Raw genomic sequence first — 17,793 nt, 5'->3', positions numbered from 1 at the left:
ATGCATCGCCGATGGTAGTGTGGGGTTTCCCCATGTGAGAGTAGGTCATCGTCAAGATTAAATTCCGAAACCCCTCACCGCTTGCGCGGTGAGGGGTTTTGTTTTAGTGAAAGCTATAGAAAATCATTCGCTGGGACGTTAACTGATAACGGATCGGCAACAGAATTTCTTGACGACCATAGAGTGCTGGAACCACCTGATCCCATCCCGAACTCAGCAGTGAAACGGTGCATCGCCGATGGTAGTGTGGGGTTTCCCCATGTGAGAGTAGGTCATCGTCAAGATTGAATTCCGAAACCCCTGTCTGCTCACGCAGACAGGGGTTTTGTGTTTCTGGTAGGCCAAAGTGCACGGGTAAAGACGGTGACGGTCCGGCGAGGCAGGATAGCCGCTATTAGGATCGGTGGCGTTTGGGCGGCTGGCGGGAAGAGATTGCAGGCTCTGGAGAGCGGTCTTTCAGATAGGTATTGATTGCGTTGACGCCACGGTTCAGATGAAGCTCAAGGGCACAGACAGTCAGCTCCACGGACTTGGATTGAGCAAGCTCCAGCAGTTCCCAGTGGTCCTGTTGAGACAGCTTGCCAAGTCCCATGGCCGAAAGGTTAAAACGCAGAAACCGTTCTTCCTCGTTCAACCCATCTTCAACCAATTTGAGCAGCCGCTTATTGGGTGCTTTTGAATAGAGAGTCATGTGGAACAGGCGATTCAGCGTGCCCATAACGGCGTAGTCACTTTCAATCTCCAGCTTCTCAATACACGCCCGGGCAGCAGCAATGTCATCTTCTACCAGTAGCGGAATCGATTGGCGAATTGCTTCGGACTCAAGCAGGATGCGCAGCGCATAAGCGTCCGTGGCGTCTTCGCTGATGAGCGGTGCAACAACGGCGCCCTTATGGGTTTCAACCCGCAGTAATGATTGAGCTTCCAATTGCCGGAGGGCTTCTCGAACAGGCATGCGACTTACTCCGAAGAGCGTTGCAAGTTCCTGCTGACGTAGCGCGATACCGGCAGGCAATCGACCATCAAGGATCGCATTGCGCACCTTGGCTTCGATGACGGCCCGTGCCAGATGCGCAGGTGGTTGCTCATCACCCAAAACTTCCCGCAGAAATTGTTCTTTGTCAGTCCTGCGCATCGCTTACTTCTTAATATGGTAAATGATTGGATCCAACGGAACCCTAGAACCCACGTCACGTCTTGTCAATATTGCCAATACCCTAGGCCATAGATGCATAGACCCGCCAACGATAACGCTTGTTACCAGTTGAATGTGACCAAAGCCCGTTGGCCGGCCGGGAATTCAGTTGGGTAAACCAGAGGCGAACAACCTGGTTACCCGGCCACACCCGAACGACGCCTTACACATACCTGCCGGTGACGAAATGTTGCACGTCATTGAAACCTGGCGTTGAGGCGTGTCCTGGCGTGACCAGTGAATCAATGAATGCCTCATCCTGCGACGTAATTTTCACGCTCAAAGCTTTGGTGTAACTGTCCCACTGCGCTTCAGTACGTGGTCCTACGATGGCGGACGTAACGGCCTTGTTATTGAGCACCCAAGCGATGGCGAACTCGACGATGCCGACGCCTTTGTCTTGCGTGTACTGCTGAATTTTCTGAGCGATACGCAACGACTCCACGCGCCACTCGGTTTCCAGAATACGCTTGTCCTGACGCCCCGCGCGGGTGCTGCTGTCCGGTGTGACATCCGGCGCGTATTTGCCACTCAGCACGCCTCTTGCGAGTGGGCTGTAAGGCACCACGCCAAGTCCATAGAACTTCGCAGCAGTGATCTGCTCGAGCTCCGCCTGGCGGTTGACGATGTTGTACAGCGGCTGACTGATCACCGGCTTGTCGACGCCCAGACGCAGCGCAACATTAACGACTTCAGAAATACGCCAGCCACGGAAGTTGGACACACCCCAATATCGGATCTTTCCCTGACGAATCAAGTCGCCGATGGCTGAGATGGTTACCTCAAGTGGCGTGCTGTGGTCTTCTTTGTGCAGGTAGTAGATGTCAATGTAATCGGTGTCCAGACGACGCAGGCTGGACTCAATTTCATTGAAGATATGTTTGCGGTTCAGGCCACTGGTATTAGGTGCGGTATTGCCAGAGCTGCTACCCACCTTGGTCGCCAGAACCCACTCACTGCGGCGTGCAGCAATAGCCTCGCCCACGATTTCCTCTGAGCGTCCGGCGTTGTACACGTTGGCGGTGTCGATAAAGTTGACACCCTCATCCCAGGCCTTATCGATGATACGCAGCGACTCTTCGGTGCTGGTTTGCACACCGAACATCATGGAGCCCAGGGTCAGCGTCGAAACTTTGAGGCCTGATTGGCCAAGAATGCGGTGAGTCATGCGATGTCCTTTTCGGAAAGAAGTGGAAATCATGACGGTCTGGATCGGGCTCGTAGGATGATTCTGAAATACCTGTCAGACCGACAGCTCTAGGTCGGACATACTCGCCTTTTTGACGCGGACTTGAAAAGTGACAAATTCAGGACGGGGTGATCAGTTGAGCCCGTCGACCACCCACAAAACATAACGCGCCTCCAAGCGCCGTCAACGCCGCCAACACATAAAACATTGTCGGTGCAGGTGTGTTGATCAACAGATATCCGCAGATCACCGGGCTCATTGCCCCTCCGAACGCTGCCAGATTCTGGGCGCCGAGATAACTGCCGCGCAGATGATCCGGGGCGATGGTATCGACGAACAGGTATTCGGCGGGGTAGATGATCATTTCCCCCAGAGTGAACACGAACATCGCCACACACCAAGCCACTGTGCTCTGAGCAAAGCTGAAGCACACCAGCCCGACCACGAACAGCGCACTTCCCAGACAAATCCAGTACGGCAGCTGCTCGCGCTTGAGGAAGCGACCGATCTGGTACTGCATCAGAATCACCGTGACCGCATTACACGCAAGCACGGCAGACAATATTTTCAATGCCTGAGCCGACGTGTGTGTCACCAGTAAAAATTGGGAGAGGTACAGCGTGTAACGCCCGTGCACGATGGTGCTCAACAAGCTGCCACCGGTGAACAGAATCAGTGTGCGGTCATTCTTCAGCGTGGCGAGTGTTTTGAGAAAGCTGAGCTGTTTATGCTCGCCGTCCCGCACTGTTGGTGGGATGCCTATCATTAGGAAGATGCTTCCAAATGCAATGGCGCTAGCAATCAAGAAAGGTGCAACCGGCAATTGGCCCGCGATCAAAACGCCGAGCATCGGCCCAGTTGCGTATCCGATATTGGTCAGTGTGTAGCGCAGGGAAAATACCTTGGCCCGCTGCCCGATGGGCAGGTTCTCGCTGATGATTGCCTTCGAGCCAATCAGAAACAGCGCCGAGGCGGTTTCAGTGATTACCAGTGTCAGCGTGGTCAGGTACACGTTCTGCGCGAAGGTCAGCAGCGTGAAGCCCACAGAACTGGACAGCATCGCCAGAATCAGCAGTTTGCGCTTCTCCAGACGATCAATGATGTAGCCGCCATACAGCCCGAGCAGTGTCGCCAAAAACACCGCGACGCCCATCAGCAGCCCGACATCCTGCTGATTCAATCCAAGCTTGGTACTCAGAAACAGCGTCAGCAATGGGCTGGTCATCGCTCGACTCATGACGATGGTCAGCGAGCAAACCATTAGGCGACGAATGACGAGGGAGTAAGTGGCCACTGATTTCCTTATGTCCTTGTTGCTGCCCTGATATTGACCCTGTAGGAGCGCGCTAGCCCTCGATGGCGTCGGATCAGCAACGACAATGCTGTCTGACACAACGCGATCGCGGGCATGCACGCTCCTACAGGCGGCGCCGTTTCACGGGGCGCGGTCGATCATTTACCCTGATTAGTCTCGACCTTGCTCACAGCACCGCTCTCCAGATCCCACTTCTTCAGGATTTTGCCGTAAGTACCGTCGTCTACCATGCTCTGCATCGCTTCAGCAATGGCAGCTGCCAGTTCCGGATTGGACTTGCTCACGCCCAGGCCAGTGAATTGCTTGGAGATCGCCAAACCGATTGGCTTGTACGCGTCCTTTTCCTGCGTCATCAGGTAAGGAATGGTTTCGCTGCCTTGCATGGCGGCATCAAGGCGACCCTGACGCAACTGCGCGCGGGCGTCGGCGGAACCCTCTGAGCCAATGACTTCAATCGCTGGTTTGCCAGCGCCTTCGCAGTTGGTTTTGCTCCAGGCTGCAATTTCCGCAGGCCAAGTAGTGCGACGGCTGGTGCCCACCTTCTTGCCGCACAAGTCAGTCAGCTCGTTCAAGCCAGTGTTCTTGGTCAGCGTGTACAGCTGTGGGCCGCTGGTGAAGTAGTCGATGAACGTCACCGACTTCTGCCGCTCAGCCGTGTCAGTCATGCCCGACAAAATGATATCGAAGCGCTTGGTCACCAAACCACTGACCATTTGTTCGAATGCCGTTTCCTGCCATTTGATCTTCACGCCCAGCCGCTCAGCCAACGCATTGCCCAGATCTACATCGACGCCGGTCAGGGTATTGGTGGCCGGGTCCTTGAAGTCCATCGGCGGATAGTTCGGCACGATGGCCGCCGTGATTTCGCCTTTCTCTTTCAGACTCGCAGGGATCGCAGCGAAGACCGAGGCCGAGGCCATCAGGCCGACAAGCATCGTTGGGATAATGAGTGTTTTCATGGTCGTTCTCTTTGATTTTCGTTTAGGTGCGAACGGCAGAAATGAAGCTTTGAGTTCTTGGGTTCTGTGGACTTATTAGTATGTCTTCGGGGCTTCCGGCCTCCACAATTTGGCCGCCGTCCATGAACACCATGCGATTGGAGACTTCGCGAGCGAAGCCCAGCTCGTGGGTCACGACGATCATTGTCATGCCGCTGTGCGCCAAGTCGCGCATCACCGACAACACTTCGCCGACCAGCTCCGGGTCAAGGGCAGAAGTGGGTTCATCGAACAACATCAGCTTGGGGCGCATCGCCAGCGCTCGGGCAATGGCGACACGCTGCTGCTGACCGCCAGACAGTTCAACGGGATAGGCGTTACGCTTGTCAGCCAGCCCCACACGCGCCAGCAACTCGATGGCGTCTTCCTCAGCCTCCTTCGGCGAACGCTTGAGTACCTGAACCGGACCTTCGATGATGTTCTGCAGCACGGTCATGTGCGGAAACAGGTTGAAGCGCTGAAAGACCATGCCCGTACTCAAGCGTTGGCGGGCAATCTGCGCTTCGTTCAGTTCATGCAGCTTGTTGCCGACGACGCGGTAACCCACCAGTTCGCCGTCCACCCACAGGCCGCCCTTGTCGATCTTTTCCAGCTGGTTCACGCAGCGCAGCAGCGTACTTTTCCCCGAGCCCGAAGGACCGATGATGCACAGCACTTCGCCTTGTTCGACTTCGATGCTGACGTCGTTGAGTGCGTGGAAACTGTCGTAGTACTTGTTTAGGCCGACGGCTTTAACGATGCTTCTCATGAGTGATTCTCCTCGACCTGACTTACGAACGCTTGCCGGCGCCGCGTGCGAAACGCAGCTCCAGGCGGCTTTGGCCGAATGAAAGGACAGTCACGACCGCCAGATACCAAATGCCAGCGACAATCAGCAGCTCCATCACGCGGGCGTTGGCGTAGTAGATGTTTTGCGCGTTGTGCAGCAGTTCGGAGTACTGAATCACGCTCGCCAGGCTGGTCATTTTCACCATGCTGATGAACTCGTTACCTACCGGCGGAATGATCACTCTCATTGCTTGCGGCAGGATGATCCGGCGTAGCGCCTGCAAGCGTGGCATGCCAATTGACTTGGCGGCTTCGTACTGACCGGTATCCACCGACAGCAGACCTGCGCGCACCACTTCAGCGGTGTAGGCGCCCTGATTGATGCTCAGGCCCAGCAGCGCCGCCATGAACGGCGTCATCAGGCTGACGGTGTCGAGGCTGAACACGCCGGGGATGCCGATCACCGGGAAGATCAGCGCCAGGTTGAACCACAGCAGCAGCTGCAGAATCAGTGGCGTACCGCGAAACAGCCAGGTGTAGCCGATGGCGACGTAGCGCAGGATGGGATTGGCCGACATGCGCATGACGGCGATGATCACGCCGATGATGACACCGAGAATCATCGCCAGAATCGACATGATGATGGTGTTCAAAAGGCCCCACATGATGGCTTGAGAGGTCAGAAACTGGCCGATATACGACCATTCAATCTGACCATTGGCGAACGCGCGCGCCAAGCCGGCCAGCGCAACGACAATGAGGGTGGCGAAAAAGATGCGGCCGTAATAACGGCGCGGGACGTGCTCGTACTGCGTGATGTCGAACGCGTTTTCGGTCTTTTTGCGTTCAGCCTGCAAACGCTCTGCCTGGGTTTGGTTCATGGTGATTCTCCGAAAGCGTAGCGCCAGGGTTCAGATACGAAACCCGCTATAGGTCTGGGCCCATTGCTGTTGGCCGGCGAGTGCCGTCTTCAAGCGCCCGATCTGCTCGCGAACCCGTTCTGGCGCTGTGCCGCCCCAACCGCTGCGCGCCGCGATTGCCGCTTCGAGCGTCAGGCATTCGCGCACTTCAGGCGTCAGGCGTACGTCCACTTCCGTCAGCATCGCCGGCGTGGCTTCCCACAACTCGATGTCGTGCTTCTCACACAGTTGCACAAGCGCGCCAGTGATCTCGTGGGCTTCTTTGAACGGCACGCCTCGCACCGAGAGCCAGTCAGCGACCTCGGTGGCCAGGGTGAAGCCCAGTGGCGCCTGACGACGCAGCTCATCGACATTGACCGTCATGGTAGCGACCATGCCCGCCATTGCAGGCAGCACCAACAGCAGCGTGTCCACGCTGTCGAGCACGCTATTCTTGTCTTCGCTCAAGTCGCGGTTGTACGACAGCGGCAGGGATTTAAGCGTCGACAGCAGCCCGGTCAGGTTGCCGATCAAGCGCCCGGCCTTGCCCCGCGCCAGTTCGGCAATGTCCGGGTTCTTCTTTTGCGGCATGATCGAGCTGCCGGTGGCGTAGGCATCGTCCAGACCTACCCAGCGAAACTGGCGTGAAGACCACAGACAAAATTCTTCTGCCAGTCGGGAAATATTCACGCCGAGCATGCTCGCGACAAACAGAAATTCCGCTACGTGATCGCGACTGGCAACCGCGTCGATAGAGTTTTCGCACGGGCCGGTATAACCCATTTCCTTCGCAGAATGCTCCGGCTGGCGGGCGATGGCTGAACCAGCCATCGCCGCGGCACCTAGTGGCGAGAGCGAAGTGCGCACGTCCCAATCCACTAGACGCTGAACGTCGCGCAACATTGATTGCGCGTGGGCCAGCAAATGGTGGGCAAAGACGATCGGTTGGGCTTGTTGCAGGTGAGTGAAGCCCGGGCAGATGCTTTCAACGTGCTGCTCGGCTTGAGCCACCAGCGCATTTTGCAGGCCGAGTACTTCGGTGGTGATGAGCCGAGCATGATCGCGCAAAAACAGCCGCAGATCGTTAGCGGTCTGGTCGTTGCGCGAGCGCCCTGCGCGCAGCTTGCCGCCGAGCGCTCCGAGGCGTTCAGTCAGCACTCGCTCGATGAACGTGTGAACGTCTTCATCGTCTTGCGTGGGATGCAGCGTGCCTTCGCGAAAGTCATCGCCAATCTGATTCAGCGCCTGAACCATGGTTTCGGTTTCGACGTCGTCCAGAAGCCCTGCGCGCTGCAATTCATGAGCGTGAGCGCGCGAGCCTGCGAGGTCGTAAGGCGTCAGACGGAAGTAGCGCTCCGGACAGCGGGACAGTGCGGCCAAGGCTTTGGACGGGCCAGTCTTGAATCGGGCGCCCCACAGGCGATCGGTTGGCTGAGACATCGTTCTTTTCCTCTGCATGCGCGAATTCGATAGCTGCAAAAAACGGAGATCGCGTCTTGCTCGCAAGAAGCGCGCGCTCGTAATCCGATTATTTGCTGACTTTGGAGGGCAGTTTCGAGTATCAAGTCCTGATCGAAGTGTCAGGTTTTAATCATTTTTAAATCAGTGATTTGTCACTGATCAGCGTGTCGGATGGAAGGTTGCCAATCGCCATTATCTGTGGCCATTATTACGGCTCGGGCATGTTTTTGTTGTGAGTCACAGCCTGTTGAATATGACGGGCGAGGTAAATAAGCATTATGGAAACTCCACTTTCCACTTCTGGAAACTTGCCACCAAAACCCGGAGCCAGAGCGCCATTATCGCTGAGCGGTCTGGACTTCAAACTGTTGCGAGTATTCCAGGCGGTGGTTGAGGCTGGAGGCTTCAGTGCTGCGCAAAACGAGCTTAATGTGGGACTTGCCGCCATCAGCAAGCAGATTTCCGACCTCGAAATTCGTATCGGCATGCGCTTGTGTACCCGGGGTCGCGAAGGTTTTTGTCTAACCGAAGAAGGCAAACTTGTCTATCAGGCGTCCATCGAATTGTTCGCGTCGGTGGACAGTTTTCGCGACAGGATTAGTTCAGCGCAGCACGAGCTGATTGGTGATCTAAGCATTGGCGTTATCGATAACACGATGTCCGATGCTCGCTCGCCGTTAATCAATGCGCTTAGAACTATGCACGACGAGGCGCCTAAAGTAAGGCTGCGACTTCATGCCGCACAACTGGATGAAGTCGAACGCGCAATAGTTGAAGGGCGAATGGTTCTGGGCATTGTGCCGGTGTATCAGCAACGCGAAGAGTTCGATTATTTCCCACTGTATGAAGAAATGTCGCACGCCTATTGCGCCACAGGACACCCGCTGTTTGAGATCGCGGAAAGTGATCTGGACCAGAACACTCTGCGCCACTATGAGGTCATTAACCACCGTTACGCCATCCACCGCGACAAGGCCAGCTTCGTCACATACGACAGCCAGTCAGCATCGGCGTCACAGGTTGAAGCGGTCGCGATGTTGATCCTGACCGGCCGTTTTATCGGATTTCTTCCCAAGCATTACGCCGATCGCTTGGTGAGAGAAGGAACCTTTCGCGCCTTAAGGCCCGACCTGATCGAAATTCAGACGCCGTTCAACCTGATCCTGCGCCACAGTGCGCCGCGCAGTCCATTGGTGAAAGCCTTCGCAACTGCGCTGGGGGTAAATTTGAAGGGTGGGGATTTGCAAGGAGCAGCGTCTACTCGATAGCCGCGAACGTCGTCCTGTTGTGTGCTCGATCTGCTCATTCCAGCTATGAATCGCCCTGCACCCTGGAAATTTCTGGAGGAACGAACTTGTTCGCGATGCGTCACGACTGACACACCGCGTAGTCCGTTCCGCCAGCAAGTTGGCTCCTACAGAGCTGCGCCAGACAAGTACCCTGCGTAAGTTCAACGCTTGTCGCGGTACCCCGGCAAACCCCAATCCTGTGGCACGAACTCCGCCAGAGAGCCCAGCATCAAATCCGCGTGCGCGTATTGCTCGGTGGGCATGTGCGAATCCGGCACGGCAACGGCGAACATCCCGGCCGTCTTCGCTGCAGTCACGCCAAACGGGGAGTCTTCGAACACCAGGCAATCCTTCGGATCGACGCCCAGACGGCGAGCTGCTACCAGAAAGATATCCGGCGCAGGCTTGGCGGCCGTGACATCCGGATCATCAGCGGTAACCACGTGGTGGAACAGCTCAAACCAGGCGCGGTGCAGAGTGGTCTTGGCGTGGAAGTAATGAATAGAGGAGCTGGTGCCCACCGCAATCGGAATATCGTGTTCTGCCAAATGCCGCACCAAGGCTTCTGCGCCGTGCATGGGCTGCGCACGGGGGAAGCGGTCGTCCAGCATCGGTTGGCGAACAGTGAGAAATTCGTCAGCGGTCATCGGCAGTTGCAGTGCGTTGATTACATATTCGGCAAAGTCCGTGGCTCCACGGCCGATGGTGTGCTGTTTGACCTCCCAGCCAAATGCCTTGCCGTGACGCTTGGCGATGGTGTCGGTGACTTCGGTGTAAATGCCTTCGGTGTCGAGCAGCAGGCCGTCCATGTCGAAAATGACCGCCTTGATCGGGCCCTTTGGGTTGTGCACTTCGCTCATCTCATTGATCCCGTCTGCAAATTGATGCCCAGCCTAACAACTGGCCGAAGACGATGGCTAGGGCGATTGGCCGCAATTCGACATCGTTGGTCAGATCAATTAACTCTGGATGGTCTGCAGAATTGGATATTTGCGGCCTGATGCAAGGCCTGAAAGGGCAAGCTGCGTACTATCGGGGATGCCGCCACAACAGACGAGTGCTAATCTGCCCCGGCTCTGGGCAGCATCAATCGCTGCTTCGGCCAGGGTCGCCCGACCGCCGGAATCTTTCAGGGTCAGGGAAGACATCAATCATCACCGGAACGGACATCTTCGAGTCGACACATGAATAAATCAGCAAAAATTGCCGTAGGCGTCGTTGTGGTAGCAGGCGCATTGATCACCGCAGGCGCCTGGTACACCGGCGTGCGGCTGGAAGGTGTGCTTGGCGAGGCCATTGTCGAAGGCAACAAACAGCTCAAGACTGCCATGGTCGGTCAGCAGGGTGACGCGAGCGTCGAGCTGATATCCCTTGATCGCCACGTCTTCACTAGCACCGCTCACTACCGCGTCAATGTGCAGAGCCCTCAATTCAATCAGGGGCAGCCCGTTGAACTGCTGTTGGTCGACACCATCGAACACGGCCCTTTTCCGTGGTCCCGCGTGAAGTCACTCAAACTGGTGCCTGTCATGGCGGCCAGTAACATGCAGCTGGAAAAGAATGCCTTTTCCGAGCGGTGGTTCGCTATGACCAATGGCCAGGCGCCGCTGACAGGGCACTTCAGCATGGGTTACGACCGCGCTGGCGAAGGTCAGGTCAACTTCCTGCCGTTCCAGTTCGAAGACGAGAAGGGCTCTTTCAAGTTTTCCGGTTTCACCCTAAACGCCCAAGCCAGCGGCGATGGCCAGAAGCTCAAGGCGACCGGTCAACTGGATAACCTGGACATCAACGCCAAATCCGAAGAAGGCCCGGTGCGCATTGCGCTTGAGAACTTTTCGTTTGAAACCGGCGGCACCAAGGGCAAATCCGGGCTCTATCTAGGGCACAGTGATGCCAAAGTAGCCTCGGCCGTGTTGCAAGTGGTCGGCAAGCCCCCGATAGAACTCAAGGATTTCGTCAACACCAGCCTGCTCCAGGAAGTGGAAGGCAACCTGAGCGCCCAGGTCAGCTACGACATCGGCATGATCAGCTACAACGGCAAGCAAATCGGCTCATCGCAGATGCTCTGGAAGTTTGCCAACTTCGATATCGCCGCGACCCAGACGCTGCTGCAGTTCTACAAGGACAAGATCCAGCCACAGGCCCAAGCCGCTGCGATGGCGGGCGAGCGTTTCACGCCGCAACTGAGTCCTGCCGATCAGGCGATGGTGCAAGCTGAAGTGGCCAAGCTGCTGACCGCCAAGCCGCACATCGAGCTGGAAAAGCTGGCACTGAAAACCAAAAACGGTGAGAGCCAGTTCAGCCTGGTTCTGGATTTGAACAATCCAACCTCCCTTGATCAGGCAGGCCCGGCGCTGCTCAAGCAGTTGTTAACCCAGCTGGATGCCAAACTGCTGCTGTCCAAGCCGATGATTCGGGACCTGGCGACGCTGCAGGCCGCGTCGGCCGGTGTGACCGACCCCATGACCGTTGCGCAGCAGGCCAAGGATGCAGCCGACACGGCGGGCGCCATGGCGATCATGCTGGACGTAGGCAAGGTCGAGGGCGACAACATCACCTCGAACCTGCATTACGCCAATGACGTCGTGGATTTCAACGGAGACAAAATGAGCGCCCAACAGTTTGCCGAGTTTGTGATGACCAAGGTCGGCGTGTTGAACGGCGGGCAGTAAGGCGTTCACTGTAGGAGCGCGCTTGCCCGCATCGTTAGCTTCGCGGGCGAGCCTCGTTCCAACAGGATCAGCGTTAGCGCAGCGGCTCAACGACGGTGAATCTCCTACAAAATGCGCGTTCCGGGGCCGCTCAATTCACCGCATAAAACTTGCGCACGTACACCTTGCTGGTCCAGGCACACGGCGTGCCTTGAGGGACAAATACGGTGTCGCCGGGTTTGACGATCACGCTCGTTCCGTCTTCTTGGGTCAGTTCAACTTCGCCTTCAATCAGGTGCATCAGTTCATGCACTTTGTGTGGACGTGCGCCCCGGGCATACGGGGTCGAATCCCACACGCCGATCCGCAGCGTGCTGGCGCTATCTTCGAACAGGTTGTTGGTGCGGCACTGAGGCGTCGGGCCGATCAGAATGCTGGCTTCGGGAGCTGCCGAAGGCGCGAGAACCGCGCGATGGTCGATGAGCGTCACGCCGGATTTATCAGGGCCGGTAGCCCGTGCAGCGGCACAGAATGCCCATAGGCTGCCGCTTTGCGCGTCGATGTGCACATCCGTACCGCGTCCGATCACAGCGCTTTGACCGGGCTCGATTTCCAGTTTTCGCTCGCCGCTGCGCAGGGTCACAAGGCCGCGATGCACCACCAGCATCTCAGTGAAAGGATAACTTTCAACCGTCACCGAGCCGCTGGCTTGCACCGTCCCGGCAGCGATCCCGTCATCATCGATGAACGCCGTCTTACGGCCGTCAGCGAAGGGATCCTCAGCGCTCAGGCGACCCGCCACAAAGGGCGCATCCACAGAGGTTTGATCAGCGCGGGCCAACAACAGAACAACAGGGTGCGACATGGGTGAATCTCCAAAAAATGAATTAGCCGATGGCCTGAGTGACCAGCGCGAACTGATGTACGCCTTGGGTCGCTTGTGGCGCGGCACCCAGGCTCATTTGCGTGACCGCATCCACGCGCTTGAGCCCTGCGTCTTCGAGCCACTGCGCCAGACCGCAACCGGTGGGAATGTCGATCCGCACGAAGGCGTAAGGCACTTTGCTCAGCAGTTCTTCGATCATGTGTTTAGCCTGATCCGCGTCTTGCGCGATCACTGGGCCAATGCACAACCCCCGACCGAAAGGCCGCAGCAGGGCGAAGCCTTGAAGCTCCCCGTCACGCTCAACGCCGACGCCGTATTCATAGGCTCCCAGCAGATCATCTATCACCGCCCCACGGTCCAAACCGCTGCCAGCGTTGGCCAGTTCCACCAGACGCGACGCATCAAGGTTGCTCAGTCCACGACAGCTGTCGCCGGCTTTTAGCGGCGTCGAACCTGACAGCGTTGACTGGCCCTGACGTTGCTGGATTTCGCCGAAATCCTTGAAACCCATCTTGGCGTACAGCGGCGCCCCGGCCAGCGTGGCATTGAGGATCGCGGTGCGCGGTGCGACGGTTTCCAGCGCCAGGTTCATGAGCTGGCGGCCAACGCCTTTGCCTTGATAGTCGTCGCTGACGATCACCAGGCCGATGGTGGAAAACTCACCCTGATGGCAGGCAAACGAGCTGCCGATCAAGCGGCCGTTGTCCTCGGCAATGAAGCCTTGAGCGACGCGTTGCAGCATCGCCCAGTCTTCCAGCCGATGCGGCCATTTCAGGGCGACGGACAACGCATGGGCGTTGGCGACATCGGCGGCGGTCATCGGGCGATAGTCATAAGCGGGACGTTGCGAATCGGTCATGGCGGCTCTCCGTTCAGAGGTGTGCGCGAGCATTTAAATGCGTTTACTGAGGTGCTGTATCCCATCTGTTGAATAGGCTTACAAGAGGTCCGCGACGATTCGGTAGATTCCTCAATCGGCACGTATTCAGACCACAGTTACTGCTTAAATAGGTCGCGACGTCGGCAGCAAATGCTTGGCGTTTTTCCCCCGTGAATGCACTGCCTTTTATTCATCTGTCCGGGAGCAGGTTCTGCGGCGTAAAGGCCTGTTTTTGAGCTGCGCAGGCAGAAAAAGAACCATAAAAGCGCATGAATGTTGGGTTCGCCCAAGGCTGGAGCGCCCCGCAAAGTCTGCTGAGCGCAGGCCGCAAAACGGTTGTTTCTATCAAGCAGCCCGCACTTTTAACGCCATCTGCTGATTTCACGGTGTTGTAATGAGGTTGTGTTGCAGCGTTGCAATCACAGCTCTGGCAACGGGGCGAATGCTCGTCATGCCATGACCTCAACGAACTTTCAGGACCGCACAAAATGAGCTTTCTTCGACCTAAATTCATTACGTTCGACTGCTACGGTACGCTGACCAACTTCCACATGGGCACCATGACCCGCGAGATCTTCGCCGACCGTGTGCCTGTCGAGCAGATGGACCAATTCGTCAAGGACTTCTCTGCGTATCGTCTTGACCAGGTCATGGGCGACTGGATGCCTTACGACGAGATCCTCAAGACTGCGCTGGCGCGTACCTGCAAACGCTGGGGCATCGAATACCGTGAAGAAGGCCAGCTTTATTACGACGCCGTACCGACCTGGGGTCCACACGCTGACGTGCCTGCTGGCCTTTCGAAAATCGCCGACAAAATCCCGTTGGTGATTTTCTCCAACGCCAGTGACAGCCAGATCATGTCCAACGTCGACAAGCTGGGCGCGCCGTTTCACAAGGTCTTCACTGCTGAACAGGCCCAGGCATACAAGCCACGTCTGGCCGCATTCGAATTCATGCTCGACAACCTCGGTTGCGGTCCGGAAGACATTCTTCACGTGTCCTCCAGCTTCCGTTATGACCTGTTCCCGGCTCACGACATGAAGATCAAAAACAAAGCGTTCGTTGCCCGTGGCCACGAAGTGCCGGCCAACGAGTTCTACGGCTACCGGCAGATTCCGGACATCGGCGGCCTGGCGGCACTGGTCGGTCTGTAATCCAGCCACATCCAGCACTTTTCAAGGCGCTCATGAGTGAGCACGCAAGGGGAACGACATGCGCAGTGAATCCTACTGGCTCGACACCGCACCTGATTTCAGCGGCGCACAGGTCGGTGCCTTAGAAGGTGCGGCCGACGTGGTGATCGTCGGCGGCGGCTTCACCGGACTTGCGGCTGCGCGTGCGTTGGCCTTAAAGGGCGCCAGCGTCGTAGTGCTGGAAGCGGGGCGAGTGATCGGTGAAGCGTCGGGTCGCAATGGCGGTCAGTGCAACACCGGTGTCGCCCAGGATTACGCGGCGCTGAGCGCAAGCCTTGGGCCGGATCAGGCCCGCGAATATTACAAAGCATACGAAAGCGCCGTGCAGAGCGTTGTGACACTGGTGGAGCAGGAAAACATCGCCTGTGACCTCAAGCGCAACGGCAAGCTCAAGCTGGCGGCCAAAGCCATGCACTACGAGGGCATGGCGCGTACGTGCGAATTGATCCGTCGTGAAGTCGATGCCGATGTTGAGTTGCTGACCGCAGAGCAAGCGCGCGCCGAAGTCGATTCCGCCGAGTTTCACGGCGGCTTGTTACAGCGCAACGGCGTGCAAATGCACGTTGGGCGTTTCGGTGTCGGCCTGGCCGATGCGGCGGTGCGTCATGGCGCGCGGGTGTATCAGGACGCAGCGGTCAAGGACTGGAAAGCCAACAACGGCGGCTATCGCGTCAACACCGCCAGAGGTTCGATTCAGGCCAAGCAGATTCTGCTGGCAACCGGCGCTTGCCAGCATGGCGGACCGGGCTGGTATCGCCGCCGTATCGTGCCGGTGGGCAGTTTTGTGGTGGCCACCGAAGTCTTGCCGCAAGCGCTCATCGCGCAGTTGTTCTCGCAGCAGCGCTCGTATGTCACCAGCCGTTTGATTGGCAACTACTTCCGTATCACCCCAGACAATCGCCTGCTGTTCGGCGGTCGCGCGCGTTTTGCCATGTCCAACAGCACCTCCGACGCCAAGAGCGGCGTGGTGTTGAAGGCGGCAATGACGCAGATGTTCCCGCAGCTCGCCAACGTAAAGATCGATTACTGCTGGGGCGGATTGGTGGACATGACGTCCGATCGCCTGCCCCGTGCCGGCGAGCACGACGGCGTCTTTTATTCCATGGGCTACAGCGGCCACGGCGTGCAGATGTCGGTGCACATGGGCAGCGTCATGGCCGATGTCATGGACGGCAACGCGCAGGCCAATCCTTGGCGTGAACTGGATTGGCCGGCGGTGCCCGGCCATTTCGGCACGCCGTGGTTTCTGCCGTTGGTGGGTGCGTATTACCGCTTTCAGGACAGCCGTCACTGATTGCAGCAACTGAAAGATTCAAAACGGATTTTTGCTTCACCGTCGTCGTTTGCGTTTCAAGGACGCTCCGGTCAACCGCGAGCAACTCGGACAACCCCATTTTCGACAGGTAGAACTGATATGGCTGACAAGAAAGTCGAACCCCAACTGATCACAGGCCAAGACAGCCTGCGCGTGTTCGAAGGACTCAATCGTGGCATTTCCCGCCGCGATGCATTACGTATGTTGGGGGTGGCCGGGGTCGCTGCTGCAGGAGCCGGTAGCCTGTTTGGCGCTGCTGGAAAAGTCTTTGCCGATGATGACGCCGCAACGGCAGCTAAGGGCAAGCCAGGCGGACGCATTCGTGTCGCGGGCATGTCCAGTTCCACCGCTGACACCCTGGACCCCGCCAAAGGCGCGCTGTCCACCGACTACGTTCGCCACTTCATGTTCTACAACGGCCTGACCCGTTTTGACCGCCATCTGGTGCCACAGCTGGAGCTGGCCGAGCGCATCGATAACGATAAAGCCACGGTCTGGACCATCACCCTGCGCAAGGATGTCACCTTCCACAACGGCAAAGCGCTGACCGCCGCCGACGTGGTGTTCTCGCTGACCCGCCATAAAGACCCGGCCACCGGCTCCAAAGTCATGCCGCTGATGGCGCAGTTCGCCGAGATCAAGGCCACCGGCCCGCTGGAAGTACAAATCACACTGACTGCACCGAACGCCGAGTTGCCCTCGATTCTGGCGGTGTCGCACCTGTTGATCGTGCCCGAAGGCACCACTGATTTCAGCCAGGGCATTGGCACCGGGCCGTTCAAAGTCAAGGAATTCAAACCGGGCGTGCGTTCAATCAGCGTGCGCAATACCGGCTACTGGAAACCGGGCCTGCCGTATCTGGACGAAATCGAATTCATCGCTATCGCCGACGAGCCATCGCGGGTCAATGCGCTGCTCTCCGGCGACGTGCACATGATCAACGAGGTCAACCCGCGTTCCACTCAGCGCATTGCCGCCAGCACCGGGCACCGCGTGGTGGATGCGCCGTCGGGTAACTACACTGACCTGATCATTCGTCAGGACCAGATGCCGGGCCAGAACGCCGACTTCACGCAAGCGATGAAATACCTGCTGGATCGCGAGCAAGTGAAGTCCGCTGTGTTCCGTGGTTACGCCGTGGTCGGTAACGATCATCCGATCGCGCCGGGCTCGCGTTACCACAATACTGAGCTGCCACAGCGTGCGTATGATCCGGAAAAAGCCAAGTTCCTGCTGAAAAAAGCCGGCATGGAAAAGATCACCATGCCGCTGGTCTGCTCGCCAGCCGCCACCGGTTCCGTGGACATCGCTGTGCTGTTGCAGCAGTCGGCTAAATCGGTGGGCCTGAACCTCAACGTCAACCGCGTGCCGAGCGATGGCTATTGGTCCAACCACTGGATGAAGCACCCGTTGAGCTTCGGCAACATCAATCCGCGCCCTAACGCTGACGTGATCTTTTCGCAGTTCTTCCAGTCAACCGCGCCATGGAACGAGTCGGGCTGGAAAAACGAGCAGTTCGACCAACTGCTGATGCTCGCTCGCGGCGAAACGGACGATGCCAAGCGCGCCAAAATGTACGGCGACATGCAAACGCTGGTCAGTGAGAACTGTGGCATCGGCATTCCGGTGTTCATCAGCAACATCGATGGCGTCGACCAGCGCATCAAAGGCTACAGCAGCAACCCCCTGGGCGGTTTCATGGGGTACATGTTCAGCGAGCAAGTCTGGCTGGATGCGTGATTGCGGCGTGA

Annotated in this window: 15 protein-coding genes and 1 rRNA gene; 6 read left to right on the top strand and 10 right to left on the bottom strand. The window is 57.5% G+C overall.

Annotation, left to right across the window (positions count from 1 at the left end):
- Positions 1 to 168 precede the first annotated feature (168 nt).
- A 5S ribosomal RNA gene (rrf, locus tag ACWKWM_RS15265) occupies positions 169 to 284 on the top strand.
- 110 nt (positions 285 to 394) lie between these two features.
- Here the strand turns inward: rrf and ACWKWM_RS15260 are convergent.
- The 7 genes from ACWKWM_RS15260 to argH form a co-directional block, all read right to left on the bottom strand.
- Positions 395 to 1,135, bottom strand: coding sequence for a GntR family transcriptional regulator (locus ACWKWM_RS15260; RefSeq protein WP_483846928.1), 741 nt, complete (start codon positions 1,133 to 1,135; stop codon positions 395 to 397).
- A 223-nt stretch (positions 1,136 to 1,358) separates the two neighbouring features.
- A complete protein-coding gene (locus ACWKWM_RS15255) occupies positions 1,359 to 2,363 on the bottom strand; it encodes an aldo/keto reductase (protein WP_483846927.1) in 1,005 nt (334 codons plus the stop codon).
- Between the two features lie 139 nt (positions 2,364 to 2,502).
- Positions 2,503 to 3,678, bottom strand: a complete 1,176-nt coding sequence (locus ACWKWM_RS15250) for an MFS transporter (RefSeq protein WP_483846926.1) — start codon at positions 3,676 to 3,678, stop codon at positions 2,503 to 2,505.
- 158 nt (positions 3,679 to 3,836) lie between these two features.
- The gene (locus ACWKWM_RS15245) at positions 3,837 to 4,658 is read right to left on the bottom strand and encodes an ABC transporter substrate-binding protein (RefSeq protein WP_483846925.1); all 822 of its coding nucleotides are present in this window, start codon (positions 4,656 to 4,658) and stop codon (positions 3,837 to 3,839) included.
- Between the two features lie 22 nt (positions 4,659 to 4,680).
- Positions 4,681 to 5,445, bottom strand: coding sequence for an amino acid ABC transporter ATP-binding protein (locus ACWKWM_RS15240; protein WP_483846924.1), 765 nt, complete (start codon positions 5,443 to 5,445; stop codon positions 4,681 to 4,683).
- A gap of 22 nt (positions 5,446 to 5,467) precedes the next feature.
- Positions 5,468 to 6,346: an amino acid ABC transporter permease gene (locus tag ACWKWM_RS15235; RefSeq protein ID WP_483846923.1), complete on the bottom strand. Its 879-nt coding sequence runs from the start codon at positions 6,344 to 6,346 to the stop codon at positions 5,468 to 5,470.
- A 30-nt stretch (positions 6,347 to 6,376) separates the two neighbouring features.
- Positions 6,377 to 7,804, bottom strand: a complete 1,428-nt coding sequence (gene argH, locus ACWKWM_RS15230) for an argininosuccinate lyase (RefSeq protein WP_483846922.1) — start codon at positions 7,802 to 7,804, stop codon at positions 6,377 to 6,379.
- 299 nt (positions 7,805 to 8,103) lie between these two features.
- On the opposite strand from argH, the gene ACWKWM_RS15225 reads away from it, so the two are divergent.
- Entirely contained in the window at positions 8,104 to 9,093 is a 990-nt protein-coding gene (locus tag ACWKWM_RS15225) for a LysR family transcriptional regulator (protein WP_483846921.1), read from the top strand.
- 182 nt (positions 9,094 to 9,275) lie between these two features.
- On the opposite strand, the gene ACWKWM_RS15220 is transcribed toward ACWKWM_RS15225, so the two are convergent.
- Positions 9,276 to 9,974 (bottom strand): HAD-IA family hydrolase, encoded by a 699-nt coding sequence (locus tag ACWKWM_RS15220; protein ID WP_483846920.1) that lies wholly within the window; start codon positions 9,972 to 9,974, stop codon positions 9,276 to 9,278.
- Positions 9,975 to 10,298: 324 nt separating this feature from the next.
- Here ACWKWM_RS15220 and ACWKWM_RS15215 point away from each other — a divergent pair, with 324 nt between their 5' ends.
- A complete protein-coding gene (locus ACWKWM_RS15215) occupies positions 10,299 to 11,786 on the top strand; it encodes a YdgA family protein (protein WP_483846919.1) in 1,488 nt (495 codons plus the stop codon).
- Between the two features lie 130 nt (positions 11,787 to 11,916).
- On the opposite strand, the gene ACWKWM_RS15210 is transcribed toward ACWKWM_RS15215, so the two are convergent.
- Positions 11,917 to 12,630, bottom strand: coding sequence for a cupin domain-containing protein (locus ACWKWM_RS15210; RefSeq protein WP_483846918.1), 714 nt, complete (start codon positions 12,628 to 12,630; stop codon positions 11,917 to 11,919).
- 22 nt (positions 12,631 to 12,652) lie between these two features.
- On the bottom strand, positions 12,653 to 13,510 hold the full coding sequence (locus tag ACWKWM_RS15205) for a GNAT family N-acetyltransferase (protein WP_483846917.1): 858 nt from the start codon (positions 13,508 to 13,510) through the stop codon (positions 12,653 to 12,655).
- Between the two features lie 509 nt (positions 13,511 to 14,019).
- Here ACWKWM_RS15205 and ACWKWM_RS15200 point away from each other — a divergent pair.
- The 3 genes from ACWKWM_RS15200 (at position 14,020) to ACWKWM_RS15190 (ending at position 17,782) form a co-directional block, all read left to right on the top strand.
- Positions 14,020 to 14,688 (top strand): haloacid dehalogenase type II, encoded by a 669-nt coding sequence (locus ACWKWM_RS15200; protein ID WP_483846916.1) that lies wholly within the window; start codon positions 14,020 to 14,022, stop codon positions 14,686 to 14,688.
- A 58-nt stretch (positions 14,689 to 14,746) separates the two neighbouring features.
- Positions 14,747 to 16,021: an NAD(P)/FAD-dependent oxidoreductase gene (locus ACWKWM_RS15195; protein WP_483846915.1), complete on the top strand. Its 1,275-nt coding sequence runs from the start codon at positions 14,747 to 14,749 to the stop codon at positions 16,019 to 16,021.
- Positions 16,022 to 16,141: 120 nt separating this feature from the next.
- The gene (locus ACWKWM_RS15190; protein ID WP_483846914.1) at positions 16,142 to 17,782 is read left to right on the top strand and encodes an ABC transporter substrate-binding protein; all 1,641 of its coding nucleotides are present in this window, start codon (positions 16,142 to 16,144) and stop codon (positions 17,780 to 17,782) included.
- Positions 17,783 to 17,793 lie beyond the last annotated feature (11 nt).

The organism is Pseudomonas rosaeacicularis, from assembly GCF_057128745.1.
This window is presented reverse-complemented; position numbering and strand designations above follow the sequence as displayed.

Bases quoted from the DNA above. Each gene is read 5' to 3' on its own strand.
- ACWKWM_RS15260 (WP_483846928.1), bottom strand. From the start codon at position 1,135: ATGCGCAGGACTGACAAAGAACAATTTCTGCGGGAAGTTTTGGGTGAT.
- ACWKWM_RS15255 (WP_483846927.1), bottom strand. From the start codon at position 2,363: ATGACTCACCGCATTCTTGGCCAATCAGGCCTCAAAGTTTCGACGCTG.
- ACWKWM_RS15245 (WP_483846925.1), bottom strand. From the start codon at position 4,658: ATGAAAACACTCATTATCCCAACGATGCTTGTCGGCCTGATGGCCTCG.
- ACWKWM_RS15240 (WP_483846924.1), bottom strand. From the start codon at position 5,445: ATGAGAAGCATCGTTAAAGCCGTCGGCCTAAACAAGTACTACGACAGT.
- ACWKWM_RS15235 (WP_483846923.1), bottom strand. From the start codon at position 6,346: ATGAACCAAACCCAGGCAGAGCGTTTGCAGGCTGAACGCAAAAAGACC.
- argH (WP_483846922.1), bottom strand. From the start codon at position 7,804: ATGTCTCAGCCAACCGATCGCCTGTGGGGCGCCCGATTCAAGACTGGC.
- ACWKWM_RS15225 (WP_483846921.1), top strand. From the start codon at position 8,104: ATGGAAACTCCACTTTCCACTTCTGGAAACTTGCCACCAAAACCCGGA.
- ACWKWM_RS15220 (WP_483846920.1), bottom strand. From the start codon at position 9,974: ATGAGCGAAGTGCACAACCCAAAGGGCCCGATCAAGGCGGTCATTTTC.
- ACWKWM_RS15215 (WP_483846919.1), top strand. From the start codon at position 10,299: ATGAATAAATCAGCAAAAATTGCCGTAGGCGTCGTTGTGGTAGCAGGC.
- ACWKWM_RS15210 (WP_483846918.1), bottom strand. From the start codon at position 12,630: ATGTCGCACCCTGTTGTTCTGTTGTTGGCCCGCGCTGATCAAACCTCT.
- ACWKWM_RS15205 (WP_483846917.1), bottom strand. From the start codon at position 13,510: ATGACCGATTCGCAACGTCCCGCTTATGACTATCGCCCGATGACCGCC.
- ACWKWM_RS15200 (WP_483846916.1), top strand. From the start codon at position 14,020: ATGAGCTTTCTTCGACCTAAATTCATTACGTTCGACTGCTACGGTACG.
- ACWKWM_RS15195 (WP_483846915.1), top strand. From the start codon at position 14,747: ATGCGCAGTGAATCCTACTGGCTCGACACCGCACCTGATTTCAGCGGC.
- ACWKWM_RS15190 (WP_483846914.1), top strand. From the start codon at position 16,142: ATGGCTGACAAGAAAGTCGAACCCCAACTGATCACAGGCCAAGACAGC.